Source organism: Bryocella sp. (assembly GCF_058498515.1).
Window position 1 is genome coordinate 1 of record NZ_JBMHYI010000053.1, and the last position, 16,626, is coordinate 16,626.

Genomic DNA, 16,626 nt, shown 5'->3' on the forward strand with positions numbered 1-16,626 from the left:
ACCGCGCCCACCGAGCCTTAAGCCGGCTCTCAGCCGGAAGCCTTGCAGGCGGCTTCAGCCGCACTCAGGCGACTTTCAGTCGCAACCCCAACCTACCGGCTTTCAGCCGGTAGTCGTTTAGATGTCGTCGCTCTCGGTCTTTCGGCAGAGGCGCGTTACGTGCCGGGGCGGACGCCGTTCCAGAACATCCGCCAATTACCTGGGGGAGAATGTCTGCGTTGGAACTCCGGTGGAGCTGCAGAGGTGCGGCGCTGGTGGCAGCCCGGCACGCGCATCGCTAGTTTTCGAGACCCGGCAGAATATGTCGCAGCAGCGCAAGAGATCTTTGTGAGTGCGGTGGTTAGCTGCCTTCGCTCGGCGAGACCAGTATCCGCCACGTTGAGCGGCGGCCTGGACTCGGCCTGGTGACAACCACGGCCGCACGTTTTCTCGGAGAACGCGGGGCCTCGCTCAGAGCGTTCACCTCAGCTCCTTCCACCGAAAATCCTGTCTTCCTGCGTCCTGGGTGGGATGCGGACGACGCACCCTTTGCCGCACAAGTGGCCGCGTTCCACCCCAACATCGAACACCTCATCTTGAGCAGCGATGGTCGGGCGGCCATCGATCTTTTGCCGCAGATGCACCAACGTTCCGGCTCGCCCGTCCGCAACGGGAGCAATCATCTTTGGCTGGATAGCATCGCTCGAAGTGCCGGGCCTGGTGTGCTCTTGATAGGAGCGCGCGGCAACTTCAGCCTGAGCTATTCGGGCAACGGGGGCTCGCAGGAGTTGTTGCGCAAGTGGCAATGGAGAGCGGGCATACAACATGCCGTCGCATTCCACCAGGGCGAGGGCAGGCCGTTGTGGAGAGCCGTCCTGGCGGCCCTGCAACCTCCTGCTCTCAGAGCCTTCCGCAATCGAGCCCATGCAGAAAAGATAGAGTATCTGTCGCTGACAACCAGCTCTTTTCGCGCGCAACACCGGGACGTTCTGCGTCCGCGTCGACCGAAGCCAGGCACTCGCGCGTCCTTCGTTCGATCAATGACGCTCTCCAACTATGTCTGGGCCGCAGATCCGCTGCCCATGTGGGGATTGGAATGGCGCGACCCAACCGCCGATCGCCGTCTGCTCGAGCTTTTGCTCTCGTTTCCCTTGGCTGCCTTCGCCCCCGAGGGTTGTGGTCGCGGACTGGCGCGCGAGATCGGACGTGGCCTTCTGCCCGACGCGATCCGTTTACGCCAAACGAGGGGGGGACAATCCGCGGACTACGCCGCCAACATGGCACGCGCATTGCCCGGTACTATGACGTGTGCGACCGCATGGAAACGTCGTCAACCTGCCGAAGCCTCTTTGACATGGATCTCCTGCGTAAGTCGCTCGAGCGGGTTCGCGCAGGCGAAATCTCCGGAGCGCTCACCTCTCCCATCGACCGCTCGATCGATGCAGGACTCTTTTTGCTCGAACAGGAGATATCGTGATCCTCATTCCCATTTCGGCACCGGTGCCGGTGCCAGGTGTCCCCGGCGCCGAAGTCAGAGAGGTCGCCTCGCTCCCTGACACGCTGCAGGACGCTGTACGTGTTGGTGGCTGGACCATGGCGCGCCCAGGCGCTCTGCTGCAGAAGGTGCCGTGTGTCGCGAAGTTTCTCGTCACCGATGGGAAGTTGATTGAGATGGTGCGAGACGAAGCCGCAAACGCGCTGGTAGCGGAACAGTACCTATCCGGTTCGGCTCGGGCGGCGCTTATCCATCAGCGCGGCGGTCTCCCTTTGCATGCAGCTTCCCTGGTGCCTCCGGGAAAGGATTTCGCTGTCGCAATTTCAGGCCCGTCCGGAGCAGGAAAGTCGACACTTGCAATGGAATTGGTGCGCCGAGGTTGGTCGCTGCTCGGCGACGATGTGACGCCGCTGTATGCGGACCCCGGTCCTGTGATGGCGTGGCCCAGTAAAACTGGACTCAAGCTATGGCGCGATGCCTGTGACCGGTTTGTGATAGCTGCCGAGAGCATGGCGCCGCTCCCCGGTGAGCGTGATAAATATCTGCTGCCTGTCGTTACGCAGCAAAATCCGGTCATGCTTAGGTATATTTTTCTGCTCGAGCGCGGAGATTCCGAGGCCCTGTTGCCCGTTGATGGTCCCTCCCGCCTTGCTGCCCTAACAGAGAACACCTACAAGCCACACTATCTAGTCGGAATGGGTTGTATAGAGAGCCACTTTTATATCTCGTGTCACGTCTCCGAGCAGGTCAAGCTGTCTATTCTGCGGTGGAGTGGGTCCGTAGCTAGAACGGCTGATTTGCTTACTCAGCATTCCGGGCTGTAGGATGTCCGCAGCTCGCATCGGCTAGAATCTGTTGCCGAATGGCCCGATCCAGGAAAGGGACACCCATGAACATCGATCGCAAAGCTCAAGAGTCTTCCGCATCAACGCAGGAAGATCAGCTTGTACGTCGCGAATGGACGAAGCCGCAAGCTAAGGCGGCCGATGTTGCTGAGGTGACGCTTACTGGCTTTTCGACGCCTCCGCAAACCGACTTCTACACCTGCGCGTCGTAGCTTGTTAGAAGAGAGCCATCTGTCCCATGTTCGTGTGGTTTACGCTCCTCGCCGAACCTGTTCGGTCGGCGCGCGCTCGGTGGTTTGGTGGACCTTGCTTAGATACCCAGCCGCTTTGATGCCGTAGTACGCCCAACCGAGGAGCCAGCCAAGGCGCTCGGCAGCGGGTGTTGGCCTCAGCAGTTTGCGGCGCGTGCGAATCCGACGAGCCACCACGCCATAGTCACGCCACCATTGCCGCAGCGCCGATTTATAAGTCGTCTCGGTTCTCTGGTTCGCATAGAACTGCTCATCCTGGCCAGCTGACCAAGCGCGATGCACGAACCCTCGCACTAGCGGCGGAGGTGGGTGGCTGGCTCTCGCATCGGTGTGCTCCGCCATCGGAATGCCCATCCGTAGCAGCGTCTTGCCCAGATCCCCGCACTGTCCGCGGTAGGTGGGATGTTCCGGAAATGGAAACTTGAGAAAGAGCTCTCGCCGAAAAGCCAGGTTATTGGACGAATATCTCCGCAGCGGCTGGATCCCGCGGCCCTCGGTGGCTGGATCAAAGATCCAGATCAGTGCCACAGCCATCTCGTACGTCGTCACATGGTCCAGATGGGTGGCTCCGAGCAGGACGGAGATCGACCAATCGTCGAATGCGCGCAAAATATGGCGCAGCCAGTTCAAATCGGGAATCAGGTACGTATCGAGAAAGACGATAATGCTGTTCTTCGACGCGCGGCCCCCAGCATTCTTTTTCTCATAGTAATGCGTTCCGTCCGGAACAGGAACCAGTAACACTGGGCAGGCCCAGCCGTCAGGACCCGCCGCGAGATCCAGGATGGCACGTAGCTCGCGACTGGAGACAGTCCTCTCTTCGTAAGAGATAATGACTTCGGCCGGCTCTGCCATCTCCTCACATAACTCTGCAAGTTGACGATTAACCTCGCGTAGCCCCCGCTCCGCACGATCGACGCCTCCATCCGCGACCGTCTCCCATTCGAGCACGATCGATGGCGTATGCAGCTTCCTGGTCTTCATGGGCCTCGGCAGACGGTATCTACTCTGGGTATTCTAGCCTATGCCATTAAGAGAACTCCATAAATACAAAGTGATCGCGATCTTATAAACCCGTCCGCGTATCGAGTTGGTAGACTTCTCGCCTACTCATTCATCAGGAGGCCTTGCCATGAAACACTCGTCCCTCCTTGTTGTCCACTCCCTTCGTCCTCATCTCGTTGCCCGCGCAGGCGACCCACACCTGGGTGTTTGACGTAGGCGATGATGCTAACCCCCGCAACCGCACGGCCCTGCAGGACGGGGGCAGGCGCTGGCTGCAAGACGTCGGCTTTCGGCGAAATCGTGCACTCTATCCAGGTGGCTTCGGTACCGTCACCATGACGAAATCCATCGCGATCGATGGTGTTCCGAATGCTGACGGCATATCAGCAGCAGGTATGGCCGCAGAGTTGAACTGTGGCTTTGCGCTCGGGTAGAGTCCTAGCCGCTCATGCGGAACGCAGCGGCTAGTGACAGCCTCACTGGAGGACCGCTGCGCTGAAGCGCTCCATCTCTTCCAGCTGAGGGCTGAACTGCAGCAGAAGGAGATCGACCCCGGCCTCCTCGAAGCGCCCCACCTGGTCCTGCACCTGCGTTGGCGTTCCATACAGCTTTGAGCGCAGGCCGCGATTGGACACGGAGTATTCCTCGAGCGACATCTTCTGCTCGAGCTGGGTGCCCTGCAGCCACTGCTGATAGTTCGCGAAGCCCTTTGCATTGCCCTTCACGTCGGTGATCCGGTTGAGTTCGGCGCGGACCTCTTCCTCGGAGTCACGCACGAAGCTGTAACCGGCGACGCCGAACTGCATCGGAGGCAGGCCGAAGCGATCACGACGCTCACGCATGTCCGCGATCTTCTCGGCGACGTATTCGGGCGAATCGCCGTGCATCACGTAGGCATCGCACTTCTGAGCGATGAGATTCTTCGCGGCTTCCGATTCGCCACCGGCGTAAAGCGCAGGCCGAGGCGACCTCACCGGCTTGGGCTCCAGTACGGTGTCCTCCACGCGATAATACTTGCCCTCGTGCGTGGTGCGGTCCTGCGTCCAAAGGGTGTTCACCACGTCGAGCCACTCCGCAGTGCGGCCATAGCGGTCATCATGCTTGTCGAAGTCGACGCCGTACATCCGCGCCTCTTGTTCCCACCACGAAGACACCACATTGAGGGCAAGCCGGCCATTGCTGATGTGATCGATATTGGCAGCCTGCTTGGCAAAGAGTGCAGGTGAGTGAAACGTCGGACGCACGGCCACCATCAGTTCCAGCGTGCTGGTAACAGCTGCGAGTGCCGCGGCGGTCGACCACGCGTCGAGGCTCGGCGCGTCAATCCCCTTGATGTCATTCAGGTTCAGTTCGGCTATGAGCGAGAGATCGAAGCCGATCTCCTCGCTGCGTTTCGCCAGACGGCTCACATAGTCCCAACTGGCCGTCATGCCCTCATCTTCGACGTTGCGCAGCCAGCCACCGAAGACCGGCATCCAGTAGCCGAATCGCATCGTGTGCTTACCCGGCACGCCGCACCTCGTCCTCGAGGAAGTCAGCAAGATTCACGAAGGGATTGAAGCCGATCACGCGCGGGGCATCGGCCACGAAGTTCGAGAGCGCATTGACGTCGTAGTAATAGATCTCGCCATCGCGGTCATCGACGATGTACTCGATGCCGCCAACGTCGATGCCTGCAGCCTGCACGATGCGCTCAATGTTGGCGATGACTTCGGTGGGTGGCGTGTAGCCCTCAACCTTGAGCCCCGACTTCGTCGCTTCTAACACGCAGGCGTTATTCAGGCTCTCTCCCGCGGAAGTCTGGCAGATGTCGGCGGGACAGAGGTCGAAGGTCTCACCGTTGAGATAGACGTGGATCGCATACAGGTATTTGCCGGCGAGTGTCTCGACGCGCGTGATGTAGCCTCCGCGCGCGGGCACAAACTCCTGCACCAGTGCAACGCTGTCATACCCGAGATCGATCAGCCCATGTTCGACGCCGGCTTCGAGTTCTTCCTTCGTGTTGAAACGCACGATGCCCTTGCCGCTGCCGCCAATGTTGGCCTTCACGATGATCGGGAAGCGCAAGCCTTTCGACGCGGCGAGCGCTTGCTGTGGTGTGTGGATCACGCGCGAAGGCAAGTAGCGAATGCCGAGGGAACGGAGCAGCGAGTGTTGCGCCGCCTTCGAGACCTCGTAGCGAAACGCCTTCGCTCCATTGATGACACGCACGCCCAGCAAATCAAGATGGTCCAGGTACGCAAGCGTATGGAAGATTCCAGAGCCGTTGCCGCGGCTCTTGGCTGACGGACTCATGCGGTTGAAGAGCACACGGAACGGAACCTTCGCGCCAATGTCATAGAACGCATCGGGGATATAGATCTTGCTGAAGCTAGTACCACGCCGCTCCAGCTCCGCGAAGAGAGGGTTGAACCACTGTGGATGCTCGTAAAGAAACGCGAGTGGTGCGTGCGCAGTCGCAGGCGAATCTGTTTCGAGGGGAGCACTGATGGCTGCCATGGGTACCTCCTGAGCGTTCATTTCGACTGGATGTCATGATAGCGTTGCGCAGCGCCGCGTGTCTCGTACTCGGCTTCCGGCCAGCGACCTTCCTTCTGCCCGAGTCTCCTTGATCTCTTCCTTCGTGGCCACTTGAGGTCCCAAAGCGCGTCTTTATGCAGGTTCGGTGGACTGGCGGACGATGAGCTTCGTCGTGATGTGGATTTCGGGATCAGGCTGTCGATCGCGTGGCGTGAGGTGGTCGAGCAGGCTGACGACGGCGTTGCGGCCAGGTCTCTGGGGCCATCGGACGAGGTGGATGTGCGTCGCCCTAGACCGATCCTGAATCCTTCAATCGCGGAAAGGATGTGATCCGCAGTTTGGCCGCAGCGTAGGGAACGAGAGTGATCGCTTCTTCGGGCTCAGAACTCTCAACGGGGCTTTGGGGTAGGGTGTCCGCCGCGCCTTCAATTGCAGTCCAGGAGGGCAGCAATCTCGCGAGGGCCGTGAGCCGTACCGGTGTGGCTTCCAGGCCAAACGGCCTGGCTCCAACTTCGCTCTCGATTGCCGTCAAGTTGCCGGGCCCTGGTGAAGGATCGACGGCAAGGGCATAGTTCCATCGCGAGGTGGGATAGACCTGCCAGTCGGCCGTCATTCCGCGATCCCGCAGCTTGAGCCAGTCCTGGCCTATGTTGTAAGCAAAGACCAACGGGCCGCGTTCCACCGACACGGATCCATTGAAGCCGCGAATGGCAGTGGGCTGCATGGGGAAGACGATCCGCACGAAGTCGCCCTGCTTCCACTCGCGCTCCAGCCGAGCAAATGTGCCCGCTTCGGCCGTTGTCTGCGGCTGCTCGTTGATGAAGATCTTCGCACCGCCTGCCCAGGAAGGAATCCGTAGGTGCAGGGGAAAGCGCTGCGGCCGGGAGGGATTCAGCGTCATCCTGATCTCTCCGCGAAAGGGATACTGTGTCTCTTCAATGATGTGTACGACGGCATCCTGCAGATGAATGCGGGTCTCGCAAGGGCTATACGCCGCAGCCACCACGCCGCCATCGTTGGAACTCATGAACAGACTCGCAGCGAACTTTGGCCAGCCTTGACTGAAGTTCGCCGTGCAACATCCGAAGTTCGGTTCTAGGCCGTAGAGATTGGATTCCGGGCCATTAGTCGTCCAGGGCTCTCTGTGCAAGCTGCATTCGACCTGGTTGGGTTGCTGATCGTACTGATGAGCCCACATGTCGTCGGTCATCGAACCCGGCAACGCGTTGAAGGCCAGCTTCTCAAGCCGGTCGCCTAGAGAGGCCTCTCCCAGAATCGCCAGCGACTGCTCCAAGGAGAACATGTACTCTACGACGGAACAGAGTTCGGAACCTTGTGAGGGATTCCGCCCTGCAAGATGCTCGTCGCAGGAGAACATGCCGTTGGGAAGACCGTGATAGCGATCGAGCTCGGAGATCATCTTGAGCACAGCGCGTCGATCGGAGGATGAGCCTGAAACACGTGACCATATGGCTCCGGTCTTGATGGCTTCCGCGTTGTTCACGCCATGGGTTTCCATCTTGGCATCGCGGAAGCCGGGCAATTTGGAGACGAGGGCCAGATGAGCGGCAGTCATCCGTTCCTTGTATTGGAAGTCGCTGTACTGCGCTACCCAGTCGTGCCCTTGCGCGCGCAGCAAATGCAGTAGCTTCAGAAGCTCGGGGTCTGACGTTCGGTCGTAAAGCCAGAGCACGGTGAGCGCCTGATCCTGCCATCGAAACTTACCCCAGGAGGTAAGTGGCCGCGCCGGCAGCGCTGCCAGCAGATGTGCGCAATAGCGTCGCATCATCGGAATTACGCGCGGGTCGTTCGTGGCCTCCTGGTATTGCGTGAGCGCCTTGAGCATTACCATCCGCGGCCACCAGTCCTCGTTTGAGGCTGGCCCAAACATGCCACTGGCCGTTTGGCTTTGGATCGCCCAATCCACAAACTTCTGTGCCGTCGCTTTGAGGCGCGCGTCATCGAGTAAGTAAGCGAGAGGAATCAGACCGTCGAGGAAATAAGGTCCACGCTCCCATGATTCCCCGGAACCTCCAAGCCAGCCGCTGGTGGGACCGACGTCCGGCCACGCCTCTGCCAGATGGCCGCCGAGTCCGTTGGCCTGAATTCGTAACTGATCCCTGAGCCACCCCATGGGGCCGATGCTGCCAAGTGGGAGTAACTGGAAGACGCCGGGCTTGGCCTGATCCTCCGCTGGGCCAGAGGGCCCTGGCTGCGGATCGAGCATCGCCGCAAACATGGGGGGCGTCGAACCCAGGAGCCCCGACATCCCGAGATGTCGAAGAAAAGAACGGCGGTTGAACCTGGTACGAGATAGCAAATGTAGCTCCAACGATGGCCGAAGTTCGCGACGCCGTGAATGAATCTTTTGCCGTCGATAGGCGTTAGTCTTCAGGTGAGTGGTTGTCGATGGCGAGTGAGGCATCGGGCCAGATATACGACCCGATGCCATCACTCGCAGCTGGTTAGAAGTTGATCCGTGCGCCCAAGAGCATGTTCCTCGCAGCATAGGTGCTCGACGATTGCCCAAAGGTTGTGTCCTGCAGCTTCGCATCCACCGCCGTAAAATTCACACGGTTGAAGAGATTGAAGGTGTCCAGGCGCAGTTCCATGCTGACGCGTTCTGTGATGCGGGTCGTCTTCTTCAACGTAAGGTCGGTATCCGCATAACCGGGATTGAGGAAACGATTCGGCGTTTCGTTTCCCTCCGAGCCGAACGATGGAAGCGTGAAGTTGCCGCACGGTAGTGCGCCGCCCGTGCAGACAGGGAAGATTCCATGACCCTTCAGGAAGTCACTTCGGTTATGTTTCTGCGCGTATGAGGTCACGTTGGGATAATCGGTGTTGTTTCCGTCCGCGTTGTAGTCTCCGCTGGTGGAGACATACTGCAGATGGCCGGCTGCGAGCTCAGCCGCATAGTTGGCCGAAGTAATCGGCACGTTGTCGGTCCCGGTGGTACTGACGGCCAAGGGATTTGTGTTCTGGACGCTGAACGGGGTCCCAGATTGAAGGCTCGTGATTCCACTCAGAGTCCAGCCTCCAGCTACGCGGCGAAGAAGCGGGTTGGAGAGCCCGTCACCTGGCAGTTCGTAAGCCCACCCCAGGGCGAATACGTTGGGCACGTTGTATGTCGATGGAGAATAATACCTGTTATAAGGCGGCGCAGCGGTGGGGTAACTTCCCCAATCGTCCATGGCTTTGGAATGGGTGTAAGACGCTGTAATAAAGCCCCGCCTCGAGAACCTGCCCTTGATCGCGGCGATCACGGCGTTGTAGTTCGCGGTCGGTCCGTTGGTCGCATAGGTGATGGCGGCGAAGCTGGTGTTGAGCCGGTCCTGGATACCGGTTCCTTTGTATGCCCCCGTGGTGCTGAAGCTGGGGTGTTGCAGCAGGTCACCCGCAAAGTCGTTGACATCGTTGCCGTAGGTGTGGGCCGCAAGATTGCCACCATTTGTAATCAGGTTTCCCGAGTGAGACCCCTGATAGCCCACGCTGGCCACAAGGCTCCTGGTCAAAGAATGTTCAAGAGTCAATGTGTAATTCATGATGCGCGGCAGGCTGAGGTTGGGATCAATGCCGATCGTGGTGAAGCCTCCGCCAACGCGACCGCCCTTCGCATCCAGTGGGGCCCCGACAAACGCTGGGTACGGGAAACCAAACGGATAGGTGTTTTGCGTCGCAAAGCCGAAGACCGGAGCTGGTGTTGAGCCATCGTTTTTGAAGGTCGGCCGCACAGGGCCCGGCGGATTCGCAATCAATCCGTTCTCCTGATTGCCCAGCGTGAACTCATCTCGGTAGAGACCGAAACCTCCTCGCAGCACCCAGTCTCCTTTGCCGAATAGATCGTAGGCGAAGCCAGCCCGCGGACTGAAGATCCAATTCAAATCGTGGCCGAACGTGTGGCTTTGCTGGGTGAAGGCTCCGTTGGCGATGCTGTCGCTGAAGGAGGAATTCGGAGCCGGATGAAAGTTCGCCAGCACTGTCTGTCCGAGCGCCGGGTAAGCGTTGCCGAAGTTATCGTAGCGGATGCCGTAATTCACTGTGAGCCGGTGATTCATCTTCCACGTATCCTCCGCGAAAGCTCCACCCGTCGTCGCAGCAAATCCGTAGTTATCGGGAAATGGCTGGCCGGTTACGGGATTAAAGGCGATGTTGGTTTCCGAGAATGGATTGTCGTTGATCAGGTTGATGATGGCGTTAGTGCCCGTGTAGGAAAAGATCGGCTGACTGTATCTTCCGGCGAAGTACGCCAGATCGTCTCCATGCCAGCCTTCATAGCCCATTCTGAAGTCGTGGCTGCCGCGTACGTAGGTGACGACGTCGCGCCAGTGATAGCCATGCTGGATGTAGTCCTCGTAGGGATTCGGGGATCCCCAGCCGACTCCCAGATTGCTCACGTTGACGATTGGCACGGTGAACAGACCCTTATTGGGCGTATACCCCTCAATCCGGTTGTAGCCGCCAAAGGCTTCATTCACCAGGTGGGACGAGAAGGTATGCGTTTCGTTGCCCTGGATCGCGATCGTGTAAAAATTGCTGTGGATAAGAAACGCCGGCCTGGGGCTCGGCGTCTGTGTTGCTTGCGTATTGCGAAATATAGTTCCATACAAACGGTCTTTGTCGAATTCCTTATCGACGCGCCCACTGTACTGGTAGTTCGTCTGGGGCGTCGGCGCGTTGAAGATACCTGAGTCGAAGACTGGCGTCGTGCAAGGGATGTTATCTGTGCTCGGCGTATTACACCCTGTATTCGCGATGGTATTTTGCACTCCGAAGACCTGCTGCGCATTGAGGGTAGATTGGAACGTTACGTTTCCCACGGGATATTTCGTAAGCAACGATGTCTCCAGGCTGTTGGGCCTGACCTGTTGCGCGAACGCTACGAACGCAGGGTCTTCATAGGTGAGGCTTCCACTGTTGGGAGCAAGCGCTCCACTCAGGGACGTCGTCGGATTGGGTGTAGACGAGAAATACGGTTCGAGGGTCGCAAAGAAGAAGAACCTCTTGTTCGGGAGGATAGGACCACCAACGCCGAAGGAGAGGTTGGTGGTATGGAATGCCGTCACGCGGGTCGGTTGCGGCACGCCGTACTCCCCACGGGCCTGCAGCCCTTGCGAGGTGTAGTAGCCGCTCGCGAAGCCATGATACTCGGCGGTTCCCGCTCGAGAAGTCATCAAGGTCTCGATGGAACTCGACTTGCCATAGTCGACGTTATAGATATTCGTCTGGATGGTTACTTCGGAGAGCGCATCGACGTTTGGGGTCAGATTGTTGACGCCTTCTCCGATGTCGCTATCGATATCCAGCCCATCCACAATGAAAGTATTTGCGTTGCCGCCCTTGCCGCTCGAGCTGTAGTGGTTCGTCGTCTCAGGATTGAAGGTTGTCGTGGCTGCCTGGATCCCCGTGACGCCGGGCGTGAGGCCCAGAAGCGAGACGGGATTCCTGGTCGCCAACGGGAGATCCTCGAGGCCCGTCTTGCCAAGAGTTACCTGCTCGCGGCTGTCAGCGGTATCGAGCAACGGCGATTGCGCGGTGACGGCGACCGTAGTGCTCTCGCTCCCAACGGCGAGGGTGAGGGAGACGTCTCGGTTTTCGCCGGCGGTGAGGGTAAACTGCGCCTGCGTGTTTTGGAATCCCTTGGCAGATGCGGACACCTGGTACTCCCCGGCGCCGAGATTGGTGAAGTGATACAGACCGGACGCGTCAGTGGTGCTGGGCTGCTGCACCTTCGTCGCGGTATTGAGTAGGATCATCTGGGCGTTCGGGATGTTCGCGCCTGCCGCATCGCGAATGTTTCCCTGGAGTCCAGCGGTGAACTGGGCGAACGCGACCGTGGTCGGCATCAAGAGGCAGAGTGTTAGTACGATCCTGCAGAGATGGAACGGCGCAGGTGGTGCCTTCGGAGTTCGGAGTAACATCGCTTCGCTCATTGGTTTCCTTCGCTGGGAGATGAGTCAGAAGTAGCAGGGGGCAAAGAGGCCCACCCAGTCATTTCACCGGTGCTCAACCGACTCAGCTTCGAATCAGCCTGGAATGAGCGATTTACCTGGGGTTCATGCATCATGATTCATCGCCGTGAGGCTGATGCGATTGACCGTGGCGTCACATGGGCGTGATCCACTAGCATCTTCCGGGAACGAGACAATATGGTTACGGCGAGACCCGATCTTGAAACGTACGATACTCACTCCCGAAGACCGACCCAGATGACGGCAGTTGAGTCGGAAGGAGCGCGGCGGGAACTCGTGCGTCGCATCGTGCAATCCCCAACGTTCGCCCGCAGCGAGCGCCTGGGGACACTGCTCAGCTACGTCTGTGATCTGGCGCTCCAGGGACGCGAGGCCGAGATCAACGAGCACATGATCGGTCACGCAGTTTTCGGTCGGTCGCACGACTACGACTCGTCCGTGGATGGCATCGTCAGGAGCCAGGCCAGCAGGCTGAGGCATCGCCTCGAACTGTACTTCCAGCAGGAGGGTGCGGACGAGCCCATTCGGGTCGTGATTCCCCGGGGAGGGTATGTGCCAGTGTTCGAGGCGCAACCTGTCTTCACTCCATTTCCGGCTGTAGCGCCATCCTTCGAGGCCCAGACCGAGGCGTTCCCACGTCCGCCCGCGCGGGATCTCGAGGCGACTCGTAGCGACGCACTTACGCCACGATGGCTGCCATGGTCGCTCAGCATTGTGTTGACCTGCTTACTTGTACTGTTGTGGATCCATGACCGCCGAAACCTTCGGTCTCCCGCTGCCGTCGCTGCCCCGACGCATCCGCTTTGGAGCAATCTCTTTCGCAAGGGCCAACCCACGATGGTGGTGGCCCCCGATTCAGGCCTCGTCCTCTTCCATGGTCTTTCAGGGCAGGATCTGGATCTCAAGGGATATCTCGATGCAGGGTACCGGTCCCAGCCCGAGATTCTTCCGCAGATCGGCCCGAACGCTTCCCGCAAGGAGTCCCTTCTCGATCTCGCGAACCGGCGCTACACGTCCGTGGTCGACCTGAAGACCATCCTGAGCCTCAAGGATCGAGCGCAGTCTCTGGGCAGTGAGGTATCCGTGCGCTACGCCCGCGACCTGCGGCCGGACGACTTCAAGACCGGCGATGTCATATTACTTGGTTCCTCTGAGGCTGATCCTTGGAATGAGCTGTATGAGCACAACATGAACTTCGTCTTTCAGGATGACTACAAGGGCATCTTCTCGATCCTCAATCGGAACCCACAGCCTGGAGAGCCAGGGCATTGGGAGTCGCGGAGGAATGATCCGGAGCGGAGAGTCTTCGGGGTCGTGGCCTATATGCCGAGCCTCGCCGGAGATGGGAATGCGCTGCTACTCGAGGGCACGGGAATGTCCGGCACAGAAGCGGGAATGGACTTTGTGCTGGACGATGCTCAACTACTGCCGTTCCTAAATCACATCCGACGCGCAGACGGCTCGGTGCCACACTTCGAGGTACTGCTGGAGACGCGCAATATCGGCGCCAGCGCGGTGCGAAGTCAGATTGTGTCCTGGCGCACGATGAACTGAAGGCCACACGACGCACGAACGACCCGAAGCGTTTGCGCGCGATTTTTTAGCGTGCCCTTCGCGTCCTGAGGTCTCTTTCGGCAGCTATCCTCGCCTGCGTACAACAATCAACGATCATCGAGTGACGTGCAACGGCGCGGCTATTCGCGTGAGCTGGCGGAAGACCGTCAGTCATTGGCGCGAGGCCTGCTGACCAAGACTTGTGATGGGAACGAATCAGGCGGCGATTCTTCAGGCCTTGGAACGTGAGTTCTCAAGATCGTTCAGCGGCACTGCCGATTACGAGGGATCTCTGGGTATTCGTGTGCGCGGTCGTTCATGGTCGAGCGGAGCGGAGCAGTAAGAGCGGACACGAAAGAAGCTTCACTACTTTTTCCGCTATTGACCCAAAGACCATGGGACGCCACCCTGACATCCCATGAGTGGACAGCACGACCATGTCCGTTTGCTCCCGCTCCACCGCGTCCAGAATGTTCCCCACGGCATCATTTCCGACTTCCACGATAAATCTCGCTTGCAAGCCCTTTGCGATTGATCCGTTCACGCTGGTTTGAAGGAGCGCCTCGGCACGGTCTTGTGCAGCCTGGATGAAGTCCTCCCGTGGATAAAAGGTTGTTGGGCATTTGATCTGACCGGGCCGGCGATGGGGATATCCCATTCGCGCAAGACGAGAGGCTTGCCGAACTCCTCGACGACAGCGGCGTGCATCTGCTTCTTCTTGCCGCTGTGGGTGATGGAAGCGTGCGTCTTTGGCTGAGATCCAGCAGGGCTTTCAAGAACTGTTCCACTCGTCTGTGTTGCCATTGGTCGTGCCTCACTTCGGTGCTAGTTGATGGGGCGATTGAGACGTGATGCTGATGGCGCTGATGCACTAAACGAGCGGAGCGACCATATCGTGTGTGCGGACCAGCTTCTTGTTCACGAACTCCTGGATACCCATGTCGCCAAGTTCGCGGCCGTATCCCGAGTACTTGATACCGCCGAAGGGCAGCTCGGCATCGCTCCAGTCGATGTTGTTGATGAACATCATCCCCGTATCTACCGCACTTGCGACACGTTTCCCGCGTTCGATGTCACGGGTGAAGACAGAACCTCCCAGGCCGAAGTCCGAGTCATTGGCGAGTGCGACGGCAGCGGCCTCATCCTTGACGCGAAAGAACATGGCCACGGGACCGAAGAACTCGTCGCGAAAGGCCGGATTGTCAGGAGCGACGTCAGTAAGAATGGTGGCCTGCATGAAGGCGCCTGGGCGATCCATTCTCTTGCCGCCGGTGAGGACTTTGGCTCCATGCTTTTTCGCAACCTCTACCTGTTCGAGGAGTTGCAGCAGCGCAGCTTCCGTCGATAACGGACCATGCGTCGTCTTCTCATCCATGGGGTCACCCGGAGTCAAAGCTTCCAGCGCTGCCTTGAATTTGGCTATAAAGCTGTCAGCGATCTGATCGAGGACGATAAAACGCTTCGAAGCGCAGCAAGTCTGCCCGGCGTTAAACATCCGTCCCCATACTGCCCACGGAATCGTCTTCTCGAGATCTGCGTCCTCAAGGACAATGAACGCGTCACTGCCGCCGAGTTCCATGGAAGTTGGCTTGACGTTGGCACCTGCGCGCGCCGCAATGCTCTTGCCGGCCGCAACGCTGCCAGTAAGCGCAACGCCTGCGATGCGCGGATCGTCGATGATGGCGTTGGACTGTTCGTGGGAGATCAACAGATTGGTGTAGAGTCCAGCCGGCGCACCAGCATCCATCCACAATTTTTCGAACTCGATGGCGCACTGTGGAACACATCCTGCGTGCTTGACCACGAGCGTATTTCCGGCCATGAGATGCGGACCCGCGACGCGTGCAAGCTGGTAGTAGGGGAAGTTCCACGGTTCCACGCAGAAGATGACTCCCATGGGACTGCATTCCATGTGCGCCTCGCCTGAGGTGGGAGAAAGCTTGACCGGAGCGAGGAAGGACTCTGCGTGCGTCGCGTAGTACGTAAGGATATCGGCGCTGAACTTGACTTCGCCGCGTGCCTCGTTGATGAGCTTGCCCATCTCCATCGTCGCGTGTTTTGCGAACTTGTCCACATTTGCGCGCATCAGATCTGCCGCTCGAGCGATGATGACAGCGCGATCGGCGTACGAAGTGCGCTTCCACGTCTGGAATGTATTCGCCGCCGCCGCAAGTTTCTTCTCAAGGTTGGCGTCGGTCAGCGCAGGGAATGTCTGCATGTGCTGGCCGTTGTTCGGGTTGACACTTTCGTATGCGTGAGCCATTGATCCTCTTCTTTGAACTGCAATTGCGGTACTAGTCCCTTCGCCGTCTCTCTCAGCGCTCCCCGAGGACCGCGTTCCATCGAGGCTAACTTGATTGTGGGCGTAATCTTCCGGTGAAGTAGAGCTTGATTGCTCTCGACGCAGGAGTGACGCTTTGGTGCATTCTCGTTGGGAACTCGCGGGTTGGCGATGGTGAGGTTGTCTTGGCCGGGGGCTGAGTCATTGCCTACGCCGCCACTCTTCCGGACGGGCCACGTCGTTGTTCCGTGTCTTAGACCGGGTAACTTCGGCCGATATGAGAGAGACACTAGGAGTCAGTCCTGGAGTGGGACTGTTCCTTCTTTGTTGCGAGTACGAGGCCGCTCCCGCTGTGCGGAGGTGCTGAGAGCGGCCAGGTGCCGGCTAGAGAGACTTGGCCTTGTTTCTGCGATAGATCACTACTGCGACCAGTACGAGTGCGACTAAACCTGCAACAAGGCGAATTGCCGTCGTTCCATCCATGGTAAGTTCCTCTTCTAGGCTCCAGATTGTTATATGGGGTGATTGTTATGGAAGTGGCCCAGCCGTATCGTACGCGACCGGAAGGATGATTTACTCGAAAACACGAAAGCTCTTAGAGATATTTAGTCTCCATCACCCGGTCTAAACCCACCGCCTTTAGGCGGTGTGCTTTCAGCGTCTTGCTGGATACTGGAAGAGATGGTGGAGTATCGCAAGAACGCGCATTCCGTGTGGGACATCA

The 16,626-nt window shown here is 58.8% G+C and carries 12 protein-coding genes; 5 read left to right on the plus strand and 7 right to left on the minus strand.

What is annotated here, in order from left to right:
• Window positions 1-404: 404 nt before the first annotated feature.
• The 3 genes from AC5E6W_RS16785 to AC5E6W_RS16795 all read left to right on the plus strand — a co-directional run bounded on the left by AC5E6W_RS16785 (window position 405) and on the right by AC5E6W_RS16795 (window position 2,531).
• Window positions 405-1,535 carry an asparagine synthase-related protein gene (locus AC5E6W_RS16785; protein ID WP_491753480.1) on the plus strand — a complete coding sequence of 377 codons (1,131 nt, stop codon included), beginning with the start codon at window positions 405-407 and terminating at the stop codon, window positions 1,533-1,535.
• Window positions 1,453-2,298 carry a hypothetical protein gene (locus AC5E6W_RS16790; protein ID WP_491753481.1) on the plus strand — a complete coding sequence of 282 codons (846 nt, stop codon included), beginning with the start codon at window positions 1,453-1,455 and terminating at the stop codon, window positions 2,296-2,298. The genes AC5E6W_RS16785 and AC5E6W_RS16790 overlap by 83 nt, the downstream gene beginning before the upstream one ends.
• Before the next feature lie 65 nt (window positions 2,299-2,363).
• A complete protein-coding gene (locus AC5E6W_RS16795; protein WP_491753482.1) occupies window positions 2,364-2,531 on the plus strand; it encodes a hypothetical protein in 168 nt (55 codons plus the stop codon).
• A 39-nt stretch (window positions 2,532-2,570) separates the two neighbouring features.
• Here AC5E6W_RS16795 and AC5E6W_RS16800 read toward each other — a convergent pair whose 3' ends face one another.
• Window positions 2,571-3,554 (minus strand): hypothetical protein, encoded by a 984-nt coding sequence (locus tag AC5E6W_RS16800; protein WP_491753483.1) that lies wholly within the window; start codon window positions 3,552-3,554, stop codon window positions 2,571-2,573.
• 167 nt (window positions 3,555-3,721) lie between these two features.
• On the opposite strand from AC5E6W_RS16800, the gene AC5E6W_RS16805 reads away from it, so the two are divergent.
• Window positions 3,722-4,009: a hypothetical protein gene (locus AC5E6W_RS16805; protein ID WP_491753484.1), complete on the plus strand. Its 288-nt coding sequence runs from the start codon at window positions 3,722-3,724 to the stop codon at window positions 4,007-4,009.
• A gap of 42 nt (window positions 4,010-4,051) precedes the next feature.
• Here the strand turns inward: AC5E6W_RS16805 and AC5E6W_RS16810 are convergent, their stop codons facing one another.
• From AC5E6W_RS16810 to AC5E6W_RS16825, 4 genes are all read right to left on the minus strand, one after another.
• On the minus strand, window positions 4,052-5,068 hold the full coding sequence (locus AC5E6W_RS16810; protein ID WP_491753491.1) for an LLM class flavin-dependent oxidoreductase: 1,017 nt from the start codon (window positions 5,066-5,068) through the stop codon (window positions 4,052-4,054).
• A gap of 7 nt (window positions 5,069-5,075) precedes the next feature.
• The gene (locus AC5E6W_RS16815; RefSeq protein ID WP_491753485.1) at window positions 5,076-6,074 is read right to left on the minus strand and encodes an ATP-grasp domain-containing protein; all 999 of its coding nucleotides are present in this window, start codon (window positions 6,072-6,074) and stop codon (window positions 5,076-5,078) included.
• A 310-nt stretch (window positions 6,075-6,384) separates the two neighbouring features.
• Window positions 6,385-8,364: a beta-L-arabinofuranosidase domain-containing protein gene (locus AC5E6W_RS16820; protein ID WP_491753486.1), complete on the minus strand. Its 1,980-nt coding sequence runs from the start codon at window positions 8,362-8,364 to the stop codon at window positions 6,385-6,387.
• 196 nt (window positions 8,365-8,560) lie between these two features.
• The gene (locus tag AC5E6W_RS16825; RefSeq protein ID WP_491753487.1) at window positions 8,561-11,941 is read right to left on the minus strand and encodes a TonB-dependent receptor; all 3,381 of its coding nucleotides are present in this window, start codon (window positions 11,939-11,941) and stop codon (window positions 8,561-8,563) included.
• 402 nt (window positions 11,942-12,343) lie between these two features.
• Between AC5E6W_RS16825 and AC5E6W_RS16830 the strand changes: the two genes are divergently transcribed.
• Window positions 12,344-13,621 carry a hypothetical protein gene (locus AC5E6W_RS16830; protein WP_491753488.1) on the plus strand — a complete coding sequence of 426 codons (1,278 nt, stop codon included), beginning with the start codon at window positions 12,344-12,346 and terminating at the stop codon, window positions 13,619-13,621.
• A 316-nt stretch (window positions 13,622-13,937) separates the two neighbouring features.
• Here AC5E6W_RS16830 and AC5E6W_RS16835 read toward each other — a convergent pair whose 3' ends face one another.
• Both AC5E6W_RS16835 and AC5E6W_RS16840 read right to left on the minus strand, forming a co-directional pair.
• Entirely contained in the window at window positions 13,938-14,279 is a 342-nt protein-coding gene (locus AC5E6W_RS16835) for a universal stress protein (protein ID WP_491753489.1), read from the minus strand.
• Window positions 14,280-14,492: 213 nt separating this feature from the next.
• Window positions 14,493-15,884, minus strand: a complete 1,392-nt coding sequence (locus AC5E6W_RS16840; RefSeq protein ID WP_491753490.1) for an NAD-dependent succinate-semialdehyde dehydrogenase — start codon at window positions 15,882-15,884, stop codon at window positions 14,493-14,495.
• Window positions 15,885-16,626: the final 742 nt, after the last annotated feature.